The organism is Pusillibacter faecalis, from assembly GCF_018408705.1.
Lineage (GTDB): Bacteria > Bacillota > Clostridia > Oscillospirales > Oscillospiraceae > Oscillibacter > Oscillibacter faecalis.
The window spans coordinates 411,715-429,117 of record NZ_AP023420.1; the positions used below are offsets into that span (position 1 = coordinate 411,715).

Below are 17,403 nucleotides of genomic sequence, written 5' to 3' on the forward strand. Positions count from 1 at the left end.
AAGGGCGGCCTTTTCCGCTCTCTCAACGCCCAGCAAACACGGCTAAACGCTCCTTGCGGCACAATCTTTTTCAGCGTATCGGCAGAGGATTCCCATGCGCTTTTCGTAGCCGCCCGTTCTCATGATGTATCCCGTCCTGCCGAGGAGCGAAATGGCATGAGTCTTCTCACCAGGCTCGCTCGCCCGCGCATAGCGGCGGTGTGCGAGTTTTCTCACGGTGTCAATCCCAAAAGGTCAGCGGGCCACATGGCTTTCCGCTAAGGTCTCCGGATTTTCATCAGCCCGCGCGCCCACTGCAGGTCCTCCCGCCGCAGGGCGCCGAACGCCCAGTAGAGTCCCCAGCTCATGCCAAGAAACAGCGCCGTTCTGGGAAGCCCCACCGGGAACTGCGCGGCCACCCAGATGCTCAGCAGCGTGGAAAGTCCCGCCAGGGCGGGCCGATAAAACGAGACGCTGATCTGCGCCGCGATTAGCAGTCTCCGGATACTGAGCGCAAAATTCAGCAGATGCGTTGCAAAAAAACTCAGAAAATAGCCGTACATTCCATAACGGGGCAACAAGATATACAGCAGCAGCAAATCCAGCGCCGAGGTGATGATGTTATAACGCACGCAGTAAGTCTGCTGTCCCAAGCCCTTGGTCATGGCGTCAATCAGCGCATCACAGTAGAGCATGGGAGACAGCAGTGCAAAAAGCATCAGATACCGCCCCGCCTCCTCGCTGTGATACAAGGTTTCGCCCAAAGGCGCCGCCAGCAAAAATAGGAGGCCGCCGCAGCAGAGGCCGTAGAGCATTGCCATCCGCAGACTGCGGCGCGTCAGGTAGCGAATCCGTCGGGTGCTGCCCACTGCGGCACACCGTGCAAGCTCTGGGATCAAAAGCTCTGCCAGCGCAAAGAGGATGGCTGCCGGCAGCATCAGCACCGGCAAAACCATACCGCACACCACGCCAAAGGCCGCCATCGGTGCCTCCGTTCCGGTGTGAAGCATCAGCCGCTTTGGAATTACCAGTTTTTCCGCAGCGGAAAGTCCTGCTTTCAAATCGTCTGCCAGAGCCAGCGGCACGGCAATGCGCAGCAGTCTGCGCACAACACCTCGCTGCGGCACGGGCTGCCCTCTGTCTGTATGTGGACACAGAACTCCCAGGCTCACCAGCGCCAGGCAGGTACCTGCGCCGCTACCCAAAATGATTGCTTGACACGCTCTAGCCGGGTCGCTGCCTGCCCAGGCAGTGAGCACTGCCATCGTGACGGCCATGGAGCAAAGCTGTTCCCCAATCCCCACTGCCGCCAGGGTTCCAATCCGCTCCGAAGCCGCAAAATAACCCCGTAAAACCCCGCAGATACACTCCAGCGGCAGCACAAGCGCAAACAGGCGCAAAGCCCCCACAGTCCGCAGGTCATTGATCCAATGTTCGGCCAGCAGCGGCGCGCCGCCATATAGCGCCGCGCTAACCACTCCGCCACAGATCACGCTGTAAATCGTACAGCTGGATAGGATCTTGGGAATCATGCCAAGGTGCTTCCGCCCAAGCTCCTCTGCGGACAGGTACATCGCCGCAGTCCGCACCCCGGCAATCCCCGCCGTCTCCGCCAGCATGGCCACTGACAAAACCAGCTGTAAAAGGCCGACGCCGGTCGCACCGATCCGACCGGAAATATAGACCTGAAAGCTTGTAGCCACCAGCCGCAGCAGCAAGTTGACTCCTGTCAGCAGCAGCGTACTGTAAAACATGGACAGGCGCACAGAAATCCCCTCCCGCACCTACCATATGGGGACAGGGAGAAAAGTATGATGCCGTCCAATTTCTGCCGCAAAAGGTTTGTCCTCTCTGCAGCGTACCAGTGCCCTAGAGACTGCGAATTCTCCGTCTGGTCCGTTCGCCCACTCCGGAAACGGCTTGAAATCTCTCCCGCCGCGTGCTATCATAGGTTAGAAATCTTGATTTTTCACAACAGGCAGGTGACAGCATGCACGTACTGATTATTGACGCCCAGGGCGGTGGAATCGGAAGGCAACTGGTAGCAGCGATCCGTCAAACCATTCCAGAGGCGGTGATCACCGCGGTAGGCACCAACAGCGTGGCCACCTCCGCCATGCGCAAGGCAGGTGCACACGATGCCGCCACCGGAGAAAATGCTGTAGTGGTGGCCTGCCGCAAAGCCGACGTTATTGTGGGGCCCATCGGTATTGTGATCGCGGACTCCCTTCTGGGTGAGATTACCCCCGTCATGGCCACAGCAGTGGGGCAGAGCGGCGCAAAGCGCATTCTGATCCCCTTCAACCACTGCGACAACCTAATCGCCGGTGTGTCCAACACCAGTGTCAGCGCGCTTTTGCAAGAAGCGGTGTCGATACTCCGTCAACTGGCAGACGTCAGGAAAGAAGCACGTATTTTCTCTTGACATCTGTTCGCTGGGTATTGTAAAATAGAAAAGTAGCTGGTTCGAAGCCGGCCAGAGGCACAGAAGCGCCTCATCCTTTCGTTTTCCCGCGCCCGAATTGTGTACCAGGAAGGTATGCCCTTTCTCGAGAAGAGGAAGAGCATACCTTTTTTATGCATTCCGGCCTATCTTCTGCCGTGGAACCGGCTTTTTAAGGAGTGTTTTAGGATGTCGTCCATCAAAAAAATTTGTCTCTGCGCTATCTGCACTGCTCTTTGCTACGTGCTGCCGCTGGCCTTCCATCCCCTTGTCATGGGCACTGCGCTCTCCCCTATGCATATTCCCGTGCTGCTGTGCGGTCTTCTTTGCGGCTGGCCCTACGGGGCCTTCTGCGGGGTTGTCGGCCCCCTGCTCTCCAGCTTGCTCTCCGGAATGCCGCCTGCCGCCATGCTTCTCTATATGATCCCGGAGCTGTGCGTCTACGGCCTGTTTTCTGGTTTGCTGCTGAAATGGTTCCGCACCGGACACGCCTATGCCGATCTGTATCTTGCCCTGGTCCCCGCCATGCTCCTGGGCCGTATCGCTGGCGGCATTGCCCGGGCCATATTCTATCTCCCCTCCGGCCAACCCTATTCGCTGGCACTGTGGACCAGCTCCTATCTGGTAGGAACCCTGCCCGGAATCATTCTGCATCTGGTCATTTTACCGCCTCTGGTGCTGCTGATGATGAAAGCCCGACTGATTCCACAGCGTTATGTGAGTACACTCTCCTGATGAATTTCTCAAATACCCTGGACAGTGCTGCGCGTCATGATGATGCGCAGCGCTTTTCTTGGGATGAGGCCGGTGCTGTGCGTCCATATTTGATATAGACAGAAGGTCTCCCACGTGCTAAAGTGGTGATAAAAAGATCCTGGGGAGTCCCGGGTATATCAAAAGCGAGGCCGTCTTATGGAAAACATGGTGATTTCTCTCAATGCCGTGCTGCCCCTTTTTCTCATCATTGCCTTGGGCTGTGCCGCAAAGCAACTGCACATTCTTTCTGACGACGCAGCCCGGCAAGCCAATGGGCTGTGTTTCAAATTGTTTATGGCCCCCCTCTTGTTCTACAATGTCTATTCCACAGACCTGGCCTCCGCCTACAGTTGGAAACTGCTGGTCTTCTGTGTCGTTGGTACCCTGGCAGAATTTGCCTTTGGCCTCTTGTTCATTCCGCACATAGAGCCCAGCCGACCCGCCCAGGGTGTTATGCTGCAGGCCTTCTGCCGACCGAACATCGTTCTTTTGGGGCTGCCGCTATCCACAGCGCTCTTCGGTCCTGAGAATATCGGGCATATCGCCTTTATGCTGGCAGTGTTGGTCCCGCTGATCAATATTCTGGCGGTATTGGCACTGGAGCTGTTTCGAGGCGGTACCCCAAATCCCAAGAGAATTCTTTTGGGTGTGGCGAAGAACCCTTTTGTCCTTGGCGCAGTGGCCGGTTTTCTCTGTAAACTGCTCCAAATTCAACTCCCTTATGTACTGGACAGTGTCATCTCCAGCATGGCGGAGGCCGCCACGCCGCTGGCCTTGGTGCTGATGGGCACCTCCATGAACTTTGGGAAGCTGCAGGGCTGCGGCCGAAGTCTTACCGTTTGCACTGTGGTCCGGCTGTTTGCGGCGCCAGTGGTCTTTCTCTCGCTAGCTGTGGCCCTGGGCTTTCGCGGAGTTCCCCTGTGCGGGGTTATGCTGGTCTTTGCCACCCCAGTGGCAGTCAACTCCTATACCATGGCTTTACAAATGGACGGTGATGCAGACCTGGCCGGGGGCATCGTCCTCTTGACCACCGGCCTCTCCTGCCTCACCCTGTTTCTGTGGATTTTTCTTTTGAAGGCCCTGGGATTATTCTGACCGAAAAGAAGCGGCTTCAGCCTTTCAGCTGAAGCCGCTTTTCAGCAGTCTGTGTTTCCACAAGGAAAGGTCAGCGTAAAGCTGCTGCCCTTTCCCAGCTCACTCACCAGTTCCACCCTCGCTCCCAGGTAGGCGGCGCCATGCTTGACGATCGAGAGTCCCAAGCCTGTTCCGCCGCTGGAGTGGCTCTTATCCACCCGGTAAAACCGCTCAAATACCCGGTTCTGAGCCTCCCGTGGAATCCCAATTCCAGTGTCGGCCACGCTGAGCCGCTGCCCGCCCTCGACTTGGCTGAGGGTCAGTATCACGCTGCCGCCCTCCCGGTTATAGGCGATGGCATTGTCGCAGAGGTTATAGATGATCTCTTCTACAATCTGGGGAACCCCCCGAACCAGTCCACAGTCTCCCTCCAGAGCCATGGCGACCTTCTTTTGTTCCGCTGCCGGACGCAGCTGCTCCATCACGCTCTGCGCCACTTGGCGCAGGCTGATGCTCTCCCACTGGCCGACAGCGCCGCCCTCATCCAGCCGGGAGAGGCGGATGATGTCGTTGACCAAGTCAATCAGGCGTCGCGCCTCCCGGTGAATGTTTCCGGCAAAATGGGTGACATCCTCCGGCCGCACCAGGCCATCCCGCAAAATCTCTGCGGTTCCCAGGATGGATGTCAGCGGGGTTTTCAGCTCGTGGGAGACATTGGCGGCAAATTCCCGCCGCAGTGCCTCCCGCCGCTCCTGCTCTGTCACATCCATGATAATCAGCACTGCGCCTGTCAGGGTTCCATTTTGCTCCACGGGGTTTGCAAACAGGCGGCAGCAGGCATCATCCCTTTCGATCAGCTCCTCGCACCGCCGTCCGGCCAAAACTGTCTCTACGCAGCGTCGAAAGCCCGCCTCCCGGTTCAGCGCCAACACACTCTCCCCCGTCTCCGCAGGGGCACCCGCATGCAGCAGCCGCAGCGCCGCAGCGTTGTAGGAGAGCACCCGGGTCTCTTTGTCAATGACCAGCAGTCCCTCGCTCATATGCTCTGTGAGGGCTGCGAACTCCCGGCGCTGTCGGCGCAAGTCCTCCATCTGACGCTCAATTTGCTGGTTCTGGCTGCGGATTTTGCGCACCAGCGGCGCCAGCTCTTCATAGGGCTCCTGATCCTCCAGCCTGCCGGGGTCCAGTGCGTTGATGGGCTCTACCAGCTGCCTGGAAAGCCGCCCCGCCAGCCACAGGGCAAGGCACAGGGCCAGCAGCATCACGGCGGCCACCGGCTGAAGCGCCTGTAGCACCAGCATCCACACGGAGTACTGGGTCGCGGCCAGCCGCAGAACGGAGCCGTCGGTGAGCCGCAGGGCGTAGTAGAGTGTGGACTGGGAGAGGGTCTCGGAGTAGCGCACCGCACTCCCCCGGCCAAGCTGCATGGCCTCTCTGATCTCCTCCCGGTTGATGTGCCCGTCCATGGTCTCCGGGTTCTCCCAGTTGTCAAAAAGGACCGTGCCATCCGCGGCCACCCAGGTAATTCGGTCCGTTTCAGGCAGTGTCCCCTCCAAATACTGAATCCCCTCATTTTCTACGCTGTGGGCAATGTAGGCGGTGGCCTGGGACAGCTCCCGCAAGGCCCGGTCCTGGAAGTATCCGTGGAGCACCCCCACAATCAGCACGAGGCTTGCCAGCAGGACGGTCAGTGCCACACCCAAAATCGCGCGAAAAATTCGTCTTTTCATCATGTATTTCAGCCTTCTCCGTCGATCTTATAGCCATATCCCCGGACCGTCTGTATATAGGCACCCGCCGGTCCCAGCTTCTGCCGCAGCGTCCGGATGTGGACATCCACTGTGCGGGTTTCACCGGTAAAGGCATACCCCCACACCTGTTCAATCAGCCGTTCCCGGCTGAATACCTGTCCCCGGTTCTGCAGCAGCAGACACAGCAGTTCAAATTCTTTTTGGGTCAGGACCGTCTCGTGGCCCTCCACCGTCACGGTATGGCGGCCCTCATCCACGCAGAGACAGCCGCATTGGTATGTACTCGGCTTCTCTGATGTACGCCGCGCAAGCGCCCGGATTCGAGAGAGCAGCTCCATCATTCCAAAAGGCTTGGCAATATAGTCATCGGCTCCGGCGTCCAGGCCCAGAACTTTATCATACTCCGTTCCCTTGGCCGTCAGCATGATGATGGGGAGTCTTGCAGTACGGCCATCCTTTCGCAGCTTCTTCAAAACGGAGATGCCATCCTCCTCCGGAAGCATGATATCCAGCAGCGCCAGGGACGGCAACTCCTCTCTCACGGCCTCCCAAAAGGCAGAGGGCCGTTCGAAACCGCGGGCCTCCATCCCCTGACTGTTCAGAGTATAGATCACCAGGTCCCGGATGCTGTCGTCGTCTTCCAATAAGTAAATCATAGGCTGAGCCTCCTTGTTATGCCGCAGCGCCAGAGCCCCGGTACTACCGCAGGTTTTTTCGCTTCCGCCTGATGGGAAAGCGGCCCCGCTTGTCCGGGGCCCGCCCATTTTTTGCAAGCCGCTGAACGGAGTCCCGCTTCCCTGGCACCTGCTTCGAACGTCCATTCTCACAGCATGTTGGGAATCACGGATGTCTCAGATCAGCTGCTGCTCATTGATCATCAGCTTGAACTGCAGCCCCAACTTCTCGGCCGCCTTGCGGCAAAGAATCATCCGCTGCATAAAAATTTCAAAATAGTCCATCACAGAGCCGTACTTGGTATCTACGGACAGTTTCAGCTTAATCAGGGTATGTTCTTCGTTGATCTTCAGCTGAGACTTCTTTACGGAGTAGTTTACCCGGTCATGGATATCAAAGGTGCTGGGGTCCTGATTCCGGACCCGGCTGCGGCGCACATCTGACTTATCTGCCAGAATCAGCGCCGCCGACACCGCGTTCACTGGAAGCCCCGTACCCTCGTCATGGTTGCCGATGGCAGTGACAATCGTGGCAATCTCCTCCGGATCGCACTGGAGATTGTCCAGAAGACGAAAGGCCATGACAGCGCCGGACTGAGAGTGATCCACTCGGTTTACCAGATTGCCGATATCATGCAGAAAACCCGCGATTTTCACAAGCTCCACCGTCCGCGCAGGATAGCCCAGCGTCTCCAGAATATAGCCTGCCTTTTCCGCCACCGCCGTTACATGAGCAAAGCTGTGCTCTGTAAAGCCCAGGGCCGTCAAAGACTCATCCGCGCGCTGAATATAGGTGCGGATCGCCGCATTGTCTTTCACATCTTCATAAGTGAGCACAGTCATCCTCTTTTCTGTATCAAATTCCGTTCCCAGAACATCCGGAAGCGCCGGTATAGACAGGCGCCAATCCAGTGTCATCCGCCCGGGTACACTGCCAGCAGATTCCAAGCCGCAGACGGCTCCCTCAGTTATTGGACGGATGCACTCCGGTGATGGAGTACTCCACCCACTCCGCTACATTGGTGGCATGGTCGCCGATTCGTTCCAGGTATTTTGCAACCATCAGCAAATCCAACCCCTGCTCACCATAGGAGGCATCGGCGGCGATCAGCTCCACCAGCTCCCGCCGCACCTGGATAAACAGATCATCCACCCGGTCGTCGGCGGCACAGACCTGGCGGGCCAGCTGCAGATCCCGCTTCACAAAGGAGTCCACGCTGTCTGTCACCATATTAATGACAGCCCGGGCCATATCCGCAATATGAGAGCTTCTGCCCTGCGGAAGATGCACATAGCTGGTCATCTCCGCGATATCCGCCGCCTGATCCCCAATCCGCTCCAGATCGGAAATCATCTTGAGTGCCGCGGAGATCTCCCGCAGGTCCCGGGCCACCGGCTGCTGTTGCAGCAGCAGCTTCAGACACAGGTTCTCCACCTCCCGCTCCTTTTGGTCGATCTCCCGCTCCGCCTCCTCCGCGGCGGCGGCCAGGGCCGCGTCGCTGTGAATCAGCGCCTCGGCAGCGGCGGAGATGGCGTCCTCGCACAGGGCGCCCATTTGGATCATTTCCACATGCAGCTTTTCCAGCTGCTCTTCAAACTTGTTTCTCACCGTCTGCCCTCCTCAACCAAACCGGCCGGTAATATAGTCTTCCGTGCGCTGGTCCTTCGGCGTGGAGAACAATGTCTCCGTCTTTCCGAACTCCACCAGGTCTCCCAGCAGGAAAAACGCCGTGTTGTCGGAGACACGAGCGGCCTGCTGCATATTGTGCGTCACCATAATGACAGTATACCTGCTTTTCAGCTCCACCGCAAGGTCTTCAATTTTGGACGTGGAGATCGGGTCCAGAGCGCTGGTGGATTCGTCCATCAGCAGCACCTCCGGCTCCACCGCCAGTGCCCGGGCGATGCAAAGCCGCTGCTGCTGGCCGCCGGAGAGCCCCAGCGCGCTTTTCTTCAAACGGTCCTTGACCTCGTCCCAGATAGCTGCAGAGCGCAGAGAGTTCTCCACAATCTCATCCAGCTTCACCCGGGAGCGAATCCCATGTGTTCTGGGGCCGTAGGCAACATTATCATAAATGCTCATGGGGAACGGATTTGCCTTTTGGAATACCATGCCGATCTGCTTGCGCAGCCAGGTGGGGTCTACAGCCGGGTCATAGACGTTCTCGCCTCCATACTGGACCTCTCCCTCAATGCGGATGCCGGGAATCAGATCATTCATGCGGTTAAGGGTCTTTAAAAAGGTGGACTTACCGCAGCCCGAGGGACCGATCAAGGCTGTGATCTCATGCTCGGGAATGGCGATATTGACGCTGTGGAGGGCGTGGTGTGTCCCATACCACAGATTTAAATCCTTTACTTCAATGATGGTGGACATATGATTCTCCCCGCTTACTTTTTTAGTTTCCGGCCCACCAGGTTGGCGGACAAATTGATGACCAGGGTCAGCAGCATCAGGATAGTGGCGATGGCGAAGGCCACGGCAGTCTCGCCCCGCTCGCTGGCATATACATAGAGGGCCACAGTCAAAGATGCGGAGGAGGACTCCAGCGAGGTGATGAAGCCGTTGAGGACCAGACCGAACCCGGCTGTGTACAAAAGTGCCGCGCTCTCCCCCACAATCCTGCCCACGGCCAGGATACAGCCTGTGATGATGCCATCCACGGAGTTTGGCAGTACCACGGTGCGGACCATGTGCCACTTGCCCGCTCCCATGGCCAGGGCTCCCTCCCGGTAGGAGTTGGGCACGGTTTTCAAGCTCTCCTGGGTGGTGCGGACGATGGTGGGCAGGATCATCACCACCAGGGTGAGACCGCCCGCCAGCACACCGGTCTTGAGCCCCAACATCTGGATGAAGAACAGCATACCCACCAGACCGAAGATAATGGAGGGGATGCCCGTCAAGGTTTCGGTGGCAAACTCAATGACGGCCACCAGTCTGCGGTTGGCGGCGTACTCTGTCAGATAGATGGCGGCGCCCACCCCCAGCGGCAGCACAATAACCATGGCCAGCACCACCAGATAGACGGTATTGAGGATATTGGGAAGAATGCCGATGGTGTCCTTAATATAGCTGGTCTGGCTGCTAAGCAGCTCCCAGGTGATATTGGGGATGCCACGGTAGAAAATATAGCCGATAATCAGCGCCAGCAGGGCACAGGTGAGAACGCCACACAGGTACAGCAGGACACGGAGCACCCGGTCATAGACCCGGCGTCTGGTGGAAAGGGTTTTATCGCCCACGACTCACTCCTCCTTCCTATTTTTAATGAACACATTGAGAAACACGTTAATCATCATGATAAACAAAAACAGTACCAGCCCGATGGAGAAGAGAGCGTTGCGGTGGGTGGAACCCACAGCGGCGTAAGACATCTCCGAGGCAATGGCGGTGGTCAGGAACCGGACGGATTTCAAAAGCCCAGGCATATTGGCCACGTTGCCGGCCACCATGATGATGGCCATGGCCTCGCCAATGGCCCGGCCGATGCCCAGGACAATGGCGGTGGCAATGCCGCTGCGGGCAGCGGGGACGCTGACCCGGAACACCGTCTCAATGTGCGTGGCTCCAAGAGCCAGAGACGCCTCTTCATACTCCCGGGGAACTGCCCGCAGGGCCGTCTCCGACACGGAGATGATGGAGGGCAGAATCATCACTGCCAGCACGATGATGGCGGCCAGGAGCGTGGCGCCGGAGGGCAGGTCAAAGGCTACCCGGATGGCCGGCACCAGCAGAATCATACCTACCAGTCCGTAGACCACGGAGGGGATGCCCGCCAACAACTCCACCGCCATGTGGATGACAGCCGCCACCTTTGGGGGGGCTACCTTGGAGAGGAAGATCGCAGTCATCAGGCCCACCGGCACCCCCACAAGGATGGCTCCGGCAGTGCCGGCAAAGGAGGTGAGGATAATGGCGAAAATGCCGAAGTCATTGGTGGATGCGTACCAGCGGGTGCCGAAGAGGAAGTTGATGGGACCGATCTCCAAAATGGCCGGCATGCCGGAGATGACCAAATAGATGCTGATGATCAGCACAAAGGCCACCGCAATCATGCCACAGGTAAAAAACAGCAGATTCATTCCCCGCTCCAGGGCTTTATGAGCAACCTTGGCCCGGGGTCCAGGACCCTTTTTGTCAACGGAGCCAGAGCCATATATGACTGTTGTCTCCAGCGCCGCCTTTGCGACTTCACCGATGATTTCATGTTCCATGAGGATTCTCCTTTGTCGTCAGGGGCTGCGCCCCTGGAATCAGGGTGCATCTTAAAACTGCCGGAGGGTTTCCGGCCGCTTTCAGACACACCCTAGCGAAATGGCCGCCGCACCGCGTGGGTGCGGCGGCCGCCCGCAAAGCTATGTTGAAAGGAATGGGGTTGAATTATTGAGCCACAGGCACAGCGCCAGCGCCCTTGATCAGGTCGTTAGCGGCGGTAGAGGTCGCCCAGTCAAAGAAAGCCTGCGCAGCCTCGCTGAGGGCCTCATCGGTACGGGTGGCGAACACAAAGGGGCGCTGAATGGCATAGCTGCCGTCCAGAACAGTCTCCTCAGAGGGAGCCACGCCTCCAACCGTCAGAACGGTGATGCCCTCCTGTCCCTCCACAGCAGAGAGGGATGCGTAGCCAATGGCACCAGGGGTGGTGCGGACCGCCTCAATAACGGCGCCGGTGGAACTTAGCTCCTGGGCCAGGACGCAGGCATCCTCCGTGTCCGTGATGGACTCAAAGCCATCCCGGGTACCGGAACCAGACTCACGGCCAATGACAGCGACAGCGCCGGCGGTACCGCCCACACCAGACCAGTCGGTGATCTCACCGGTATAAATCTGGGCAATCTGCTCCAGGGAAAGGTCGGTCACAGCATTCTCGGCATTGACGATCACGGCGATGCCGTCCAGTGCCACAATGGTCTCCGTCAGGCCGCCGGACTTTTCCTCGTCCTTCAGAGCGCGGGAGGCCAAACCGATGTCACAGCTTCCGTTGGCAACAGCCTCAATGCCGGCGCCAGAACCGGTGGGGTTGTAGGTAACAGTCACGCCGGAATTGTCAGCCATAAACTGCTCCCCCAAAACGCCGATCACAGACTCCATCGAGGTGGACCCATCGGTGGCCACGGTACCGCTGAGCGTGGTCTCTTGGGGATCGCCGGTTGTGTCCCCAGCATCATCCGTTGTGTCGCTGGTAGTATCGCTGCCGCAGCCTGCCAGGAGTGCCATGGTCATAGTCAAGGTCAGCAAAAGCGCAAATACTTTCTTCATCTTGATAATCTCCTTTTGATATGTCTATGGTCTGTAGTCTCTTCACTACGGCTTTAGTATAAACATTTCCACGTAAAATCTGTCACCACTCTTTTGTTAAGTCTTTGTAAAAGCAGAGAAGTATTATGAATACTATTACATTTTCAAAAAATTAAATCGTTTTCTTTCATTCTTTCACTTTATATGTTGACAAAAACAGCAATTTTCTGTTATGATTTCTAATCATGGGGATTCCGGCAAGGCCGGATCTCTTCTCTATCATTTTGAACCGTTTGGAAGGAGTGCGAGAAGGTATGGAAAAGCAGCGGATCGGCGTTCTGACCAGCGGAGGCGACGCGCCAGGTATGAACGCCGCGATCCGTGCCGTGGTGCGGACTGCCAGCCGCCAGGGCATGGAATGCGTTGGAATTCGCAGAGGGTGGCATGGTCTCATCAACAGTGATTTTGTCCGCTTAGATACCGCCAGCGTCAGTCACACCATTGATAAGGGCGGCACGCTGCTCTATACGGCCCGCAGTGAGGAGTTCCTGTCTCCCTCCGGCCGCGAAAAAGCTCTGGCTACCTGCAAGCTGCTGGGGCTGGATGGACTGGTCGCCATCGGCGGCGATGGCACCTTTCGGGGTGCCCTGGCCTTGTCCCGCCAGGCGGCGGAGGAGCACAGTCCTTTACAGGTCGTTGGAATTCCCGCCACAATTGACAACGACATCGGCTGCACCCACTACACCATCGGGTTTGACACCGCCTGCAACACCGCCATCGCGTGCATCGACAAGCTGCGGGACACCATGCAGTCCCACGAGCGCTGCTCTCTGGTGGAGGTCATGGGACGCCACGCCGGCTACCTGGCTCTCTATGTTGGGATTGCAGTAGGCGCCACTGCTGTTCTGATCCCGGAACATGAGGTGGACTTTGAACGGGATATCGCAGATAAAATCCGGCGTGCCAGGCTCTCAGGCAGCACCCACTACATGATCGTGGTGGCTGAGGGCGCCGGCAGCGCCATGGACTACGCCAACCGCATTCGTCAGGAGATCGGCATTGATCCCCGGGTCACGGTGCTGGGACATATTCAGCGGGGCGGCACTCCTTCCGCCCGGGACAGAGAGGCTGCCAGCCGCATGGGATATTCGGCTGTGATGGCCATGGCGCAAAACAGGGGCAACTGCATCATCGCCATTCAAAATGGTCAGATTGTGGACCTGGATATGGAAGAGGCCCTACAGATGACCAAAAGCTTTCAGATGGACCGATATCAAATTCTGGAGGCTCTGTCGATTCCGCAGGCATGAGCAAAAAAACCGCACGTCCTTTGGACGTGCGGTTCACTTTAGATTCCATTCTGCACAGGGCGGATCAACCGCCGCCGCCAAATGGAAGGCGCAAACAGCAGCAGCATGGGGAAGATCTCCAGCCGTCCCACCAGCATGTTGAAGGACAGCAGCAGCTTACCCCACGGGGAAAAGCCGCTGAAATTCCCCATGGGCCCAACCACCTCCAAGCCGGGGCCCACGTTGTTGATACAGGCCGCCAGGGCGGAAAACGTGGTGATAAGGTCAAACCCCTCCAAACACAGCAACAAGAACGAGACAGTAAACACCATCAGATAAACCGTGATAAACACATGCACGCTGCGGACCGTCTGATCTGCCAGGGGCTTCCCCTCAAACCGGACGGCGGAAACGGCTGTGGGGTGCAGCATTTTTCGCATGTCGGAAAGAGCCGTCTTTCCCAGGATCAGCATCCTGGCTACCTTGATGCCGCCGCCGGTGGACCCGGCGCAGGCTCCCACAAACATCAACACCATTAAAATTCCTTTGGAAAAGGTGGGCCAGGTGTTAAAGTCCACAGTGGCAAAGCCGGTGGTGGTAATGATGGAGGACACCTGGAAAAAAGCGTGACGTAGGCTGACGGCAAAGGAGTCGTACAGATGGGCCACATCCACAGCGATGGCCAGCACCGCCGCAGCCACAATCCCCAGATAAGCCCGCAGTTCCTCGGAGTGGAACACATCCCGGAACCGGCGGATCATCAGGAAGTAATAGAGGTTGAAATTGATGCCGAACAGCAGCATGAAAACACCGATCACAAGCTCGTAATAGGCATTTCCATACGCACCTACACTGAGATTGCGGTTGCTGAAGCCGCCGGTGCCAGCGGAGCCGAAGGAGTGGATGCAGGCGTCAAAGAGCGGCATCCCTCCCGCCAGCAGCAGAAAGATTTCCAGCAGCGTCATGACCAGGTAAATGCCATAGAGAATCTTGGCGCTGTCGCTCATGCGGCTGACCAGCTTGCCCACCGAGGGCCCCGGCACCTCGGCCCGCATCAGATGCATGCCGTGGCCATCCGACATCGGAAGAATTGCCATCACGAAGACCAGCACGCCCATGCCGCCCACCCAGTGGGTAAAGCTCCGCCAGAACAAAATTCCCCGGCTGAGGGACTCCACCTCCGGCAGGATGGTGGCGCCGGTGGTGGTAAAACCGGAAACGGTCTCAAACAGCGCGTCCACATAGCTTGGGATATCCCCCGAGAGCACAAAGGGCAGCGCACCGAAGGCAGACATCAGAATCCACGCCAGCGCCACGACCGCAAAGCCGTCTCTTGCGTATATGGCCGACTGCCTGGGCTTCCGGCTGCCCAGCAGCAACCCCACCGCCGCAAGCGCCAGGGCGGTTGTCAGAAAGGGCATGGGCGACTCTCCGTACAGGATCGCTGTTACAGTTGGCAGCGCCAGCAGCGCAGCCTCTGTCAGCAGGATGCGTCCAATGAGAAAACCAATCATTCGATAGTTCAAGGATCGGCCCGCCTTTACAGAAAGATATCGTGGAGATTCTGCAGCCTGGTATCGGTTGTCACCACGATCACGTCATCCATCGCCTCCAACACATCGCCGCCGGAGGGAATCACGATGCGTCCGTTCCGACGGACAATTCCCGCCAGCAGAATTCCGCTTTTCAGCTGTAGGTCTTTCAAGGGAACGCCCAGGAAGGGCGCCTGCTCCCCCACGCTGAACTCCAGCGCCTCCACCGAGCCGCCCACCAGCCGGTGCAGAGTCTTGATCCCCGCGCCGGAGGCGCTTTCCATGGCCCGGACATACTGTACAATGAGCTCTGTGGTCACTTCCCAGGCTGAGATGGTGCTGTCGATCATCCCCTCGTTAGAAACCAAGTCCACCAGGGGTTTTCTGTTGATTTTTGCAACCACCTTGCAGCAGTCGCCGGACTGCTTGGCGGCGCTCATCGCCATGAGGATATTAGCCTCGTCCATGCCGGTGATGGCCACAAACGCGTCGGTCTGCTCAATTCCCTCCTCGTGAAGCAGCTCGCTGTCCGTACCGTCCCCCACGATCACCAGGGCCTTTGGCAGCCGCTCGCTCATTTGGACGCACCGCTGCTCATTCTGATCGATGATCCGCACAGACATTCCCATCTCCAGCAGCTGCGAGGCCAGGTAATAGCAAATCTTGCTGGCACCCACAATCATCACCGAGGACGCCCGGTTCCGGAAAACTCCCAGGTGCCGGAAAAACTGTTCCAGCTGCTTGGGGGATGAGGTCAGGTAAATTTTATCTCCTGACTGCAGCTCAAAATCGCCGGAGGGGATCACAGTCTCCCCCTTTCGGGACACAGCACAGATCAGCACCCGGACTTTGATGTTTCCATACAGGTCCGATAGACGCATCCCATGCAGGTGAGATTTCTCTGAAAGACGGTATTCTACCAGCTCCAGCCGGCCCTTGGAAAAGGACTCAATCTTCATCGCAGTGGGAAACCGCAGCACCCTGGCAATCTCCCTTGCGGCCACCTTCTCCGGGTTGATGGCCATGCTCAGTCCCAACTCCTCCCGCATGAAGCGCAGCTGTTTTTCATACTCAGGGTTTCGGATGCGGGCAATCGTGTGCTTCACTCCCAGCTTTTTCGCCACCAAACACGCCAGGATGTTGATTTCATCGCTGGATGTGGTTGCGATCAGCAGCTCTGCCTTGGACGCCTCCGCTTCCATTTGAATCTCGTAGCTGGCTCCGTTGCCGCAAATCCCCATCACGTCATAGACGTTGATAATGTTATTGATTAACTGCGGTTCCTGGTCAATTACGGTAACTCGATGCTCCGCAGACAGCTGCTGCGTCAGCGCCATTCCCACCTTGCCGGCGCCTACAATGACGATTCTCATAAATCCTCCCACCATTTAGAAAGAAGCCACATAAACATAAAGAACGCATAAATATCATATGACCGCTATTATAACGGACTCATTCCAAAAAAGGAATACTTCCCACATAAAATTTTTATTTGTCGGCGTTAAAAAGGCTCTCTGGCAGGCGGATGTCCGTTTTTGGCACCTGCGCCCAGTCAAACTCCGCCAGCAGTTCCCGGGCCGTTCGGGGAGACGCAGAAGGATGAAAGCCCGCAAGATACGCCAGTTTCCCCAGTAGCTCCTCTGCAGAAAGGCGCGGGCGCAGCTCGGCCAGCCCCGCGTCCGCGTCCCGCTTGCTCAAGCGCCGGCCGTCCGGCGCCAGCAGCAGCGGCACATGGTAAAAGGCCGGCGGGTCCAGCCCCAGAAGGTGATAGAGATACAGCTGCCGGGGTGTGGATGCCAGCAGATCCGCCCCCCGAACCACCTCTGTGATTCCCATGGCCGCATCGTCCACCACCACCGCCAGCTGATAGGCGAATAGCCCGTCGGAGCGGCACAGCAGGAAATCTCCGCAGTCCCGGGCCAAGTTTTCCACATAGCGGCCCATGTGTCCATCTGTAAAGCTCCACATCTCTTCCGGTACCCGCAGGCGCAGAGCCGGTGCGCGCCTTCCGGCTCGTTCCTCCGCCTGTTCCGCCGTCAGGCTGCGGCAAGTGCCGGGATAAATGATCTGACCATCCTCCCGGTGTGGAGCGCTGGCAGCGTGGAGCTCTGCCCTGGTACAAAAGCAGGGGTACACCAGCCCCTTGGCCGAGAGTCTCTCCAGGGCCGCCCGGTAGAGCGCTGTGCGCCTGCTCTGTTCATAAGGTCCACGCTCCCCGCCAGCCTCAGGCCCCTCGTCCCAGTCAAGGCCCAGCCAGCGCAGGTCCTCCTGCAGCTGCAGCGCATACCGCCGGGGGCAGCGGGCGGTATCCAGGTCCTCAATTCGCAGCACTACCCGTCCCCCCTTCTGGCGGGCGCTAAGCCATGCCAGAAGGCAGCAGAAGATATTGCCTAAATGGATACGTCCGCTTGGGGACGGCGCGAAGCGGCCGATAGTTTGCATTATGGGTGCTCCTTTTTCCTGAAATATATTCATTATAGCCGCAGTGGTGACTGGCTGCAAGAGGTTTTGGCGGGTTGCGTGCCTCTGGCACGGGGGAGGCGCCTCTTTGCGGCGGAAAGCCCATCTCCCGTAGAGCCGGATGTCTGGGCAGCATTTATTTATCTGAATTTCAGAATAATGAAGGGTATCTGATTTCAAGATACATATACTCGCCTTGGGTGATGTTT

The 17,403-nt window shown here is 57.8% G+C and carries 16 protein-coding genes; 4 read left to right on the forward strand and 12 right to left on the reverse strand.

The window, feature by feature from the left end; genetic code table 11:
* Window positions 1–257: 257 nt before the first annotated feature.
* On the reverse strand, window positions 258–1,745 hold the full coding sequence (locus KJS55_RS02110) for an oligosaccharide flippase family protein (RefSeq protein ID WP_213542593.1): 1,488 nt from the start codon (window positions 1,743–1,745) through the stop codon (window positions 258–260).
* Between the two features lie 224 nt (window positions 1,746–1,969).
* On the opposite strand from KJS55_RS02110, the gene KJS55_RS02115 reads away from it, so the two are divergent.
* The 3 genes from KJS55_RS02115 (at window position 1,970) to KJS55_RS02125 (ending at window position 4,273) form a co-directional block, all read left to right on the forward strand.
* The gene (locus KJS55_RS02115; protein WP_213542594.1) at window positions 1,970–2,404 is read left to right on the forward strand and encodes a DUF3842 family protein; all 435 of its coding nucleotides are present in this window, start codon (window positions 1,970–1,972) and stop codon (window positions 2,402–2,404) included.
* A 207-nt stretch (window positions 2,405–2,611) separates the two neighbouring features.
* Window positions 2,612–3,157, forward strand: coding sequence for an ECF transporter S component (locus tag KJS55_RS02120; protein WP_213542595.1), 546 nt, complete (start codon window positions 2,612–2,614; stop codon window positions 3,155–3,157).
* Window positions 3,158–3,334: 177 nt separating this feature from the next.
* Window positions 3,335–4,273, forward strand: a complete 939-nt coding sequence (locus tag KJS55_RS02125; protein WP_213542596.1) for an AEC family transporter — start codon at window positions 3,335–3,337, stop codon at window positions 4,271–4,273.
* A gap of 41 nt (window positions 4,274–4,314) precedes the next feature.
* Here the strand turns inward: KJS55_RS02125 and KJS55_RS02130 are convergent, their stop codons facing one another.
* The 8 genes from KJS55_RS02130 to KJS55_RS02165 form a co-directional block, all read right to left on the reverse strand.
* Window positions 4,315–5,985, reverse strand: coding sequence for a sensor histidine kinase (locus KJS55_RS02130; protein WP_228300435.1), 1,671 nt, complete (start codon window positions 5,983–5,985; stop codon window positions 4,315–4,317).
* 5 nt (window positions 5,986–5,990) lie between these two features.
* Window positions 5,991–6,659 carry a response regulator transcription factor gene (locus tag KJS55_RS02135; RefSeq protein ID WP_187031682.1) on the reverse strand — a complete coding sequence of 223 codons (669 nt, stop codon included), beginning with the start codon at window positions 6,657–6,659 and terminating at the stop codon, window positions 5,991–5,993.
* Between the two features lie 195 nt (window positions 6,660–6,854).
* A complete protein-coding gene (locus tag KJS55_RS02140) occupies window positions 6,855–7,520 on the reverse strand; it encodes an HD domain-containing protein (RefSeq protein ID WP_213543638.1) in 666 nt (221 codons plus the stop codon).
* A gap of 121 nt (window positions 7,521–7,641) precedes the next feature.
* On the reverse strand, window positions 7,642–8,286 hold the full coding sequence (gene phoU, locus KJS55_RS02145; RefSeq protein ID WP_213542597.1) for a phosphate signaling complex protein PhoU: 645 nt from the start codon (window positions 8,284–8,286) through the stop codon (window positions 7,642–7,644).
* Between the two features lie 12 nt (window positions 8,287–8,298).
* Window positions 8,299–9,054: a phosphate ABC transporter ATP-binding protein PstB gene (gene pstB, locus KJS55_RS02150; RefSeq protein ID WP_187031678.1), complete on the reverse strand. Its 756-nt coding sequence runs from the start codon at window positions 9,052–9,054 to the stop codon at window positions 8,299–8,301.
* A gap of 14 nt (window positions 9,055–9,068) precedes the next feature.
* Complete coding sequence (pstA, locus tag KJS55_RS02155; protein ID WP_187031676.1) at window positions 9,069–9,920, reverse strand: phosphate ABC transporter permease PstA; 852 nt, start codon at window positions 9,918–9,920, stop codon at window positions 9,069–9,071.
* A gap of 3 nt (window positions 9,921–9,923) precedes the next feature.
* Complete coding sequence (gene pstC / locus KJS55_RS02160) at window positions 9,924–10,760, reverse strand: phosphate ABC transporter permease subunit PstC (RefSeq protein ID WP_228300558.1); 837 nt, start codon at window positions 10,758–10,760, stop codon at window positions 9,924–9,926.
* A gap of 298 nt (window positions 10,761–11,058) precedes the next feature.
* On the reverse strand, window positions 11,059–11,934 hold the full coding sequence (locus KJS55_RS02165; RefSeq protein WP_187031672.1) for a phosphate ABC transporter substrate-binding protein: 876 nt from the start codon (window positions 11,932–11,934) through the stop codon (window positions 11,059–11,061).
* 293 nt (window positions 11,935–12,227) lie between these two features.
* Here KJS55_RS02165 and pfkA point away from each other — a divergent pair, with 293 nt between their 5' ends.
* On the forward strand, window positions 12,228–13,223 hold the full coding sequence (gene pfkA / locus KJS55_RS02170; RefSeq protein WP_187031670.1) for a 6-phosphofructokinase: 996 nt from the start codon (window positions 12,228–12,230) through the stop codon (window positions 13,221–13,223).
* Window positions 13,224–13,261: 38 nt separating this feature from the next.
* Here the strand turns inward: pfkA and KJS55_RS02175 are convergent, their stop codons facing one another.
* The 3 genes from KJS55_RS02175 to gluQRS all read right to left on the reverse strand — a co-directional run bounded on the left by KJS55_RS02175 (window position 13,262) and on the right by gluQRS (window position 17,176).
* Window positions 13,262–14,728, reverse strand: a complete 1,467-nt coding sequence (locus KJS55_RS02175; protein ID WP_213542598.1) for a TrkH family potassium uptake protein — start codon at window positions 14,726–14,728, stop codon at window positions 13,262–13,264.
* A gap of 14 nt (window positions 14,729–14,742) precedes the next feature.
* Window positions 14,743–16,107 carry a Trk system potassium transporter TrkA gene (gene trkA, locus KJS55_RS02180; RefSeq protein WP_187031665.1) on the reverse strand — a complete coding sequence of 455 codons (1,365 nt, stop codon included), beginning with the start codon at window positions 16,105–16,107 and terminating at the stop codon, window positions 14,743–14,745.
* A gap of 115 nt (window positions 16,108–16,222) precedes the next feature.
* On the reverse strand, window positions 16,223–17,176 hold the full coding sequence (gene gluQRS, locus KJS55_RS02185; protein WP_213542599.1) for a tRNA glutamyl-Q(34) synthetase GluQRS: 954 nt from the start codon (window positions 17,174–17,176) through the stop codon (window positions 16,223–16,225).
* Window positions 17,177–17,403: the final 227 nt, after the last annotated feature.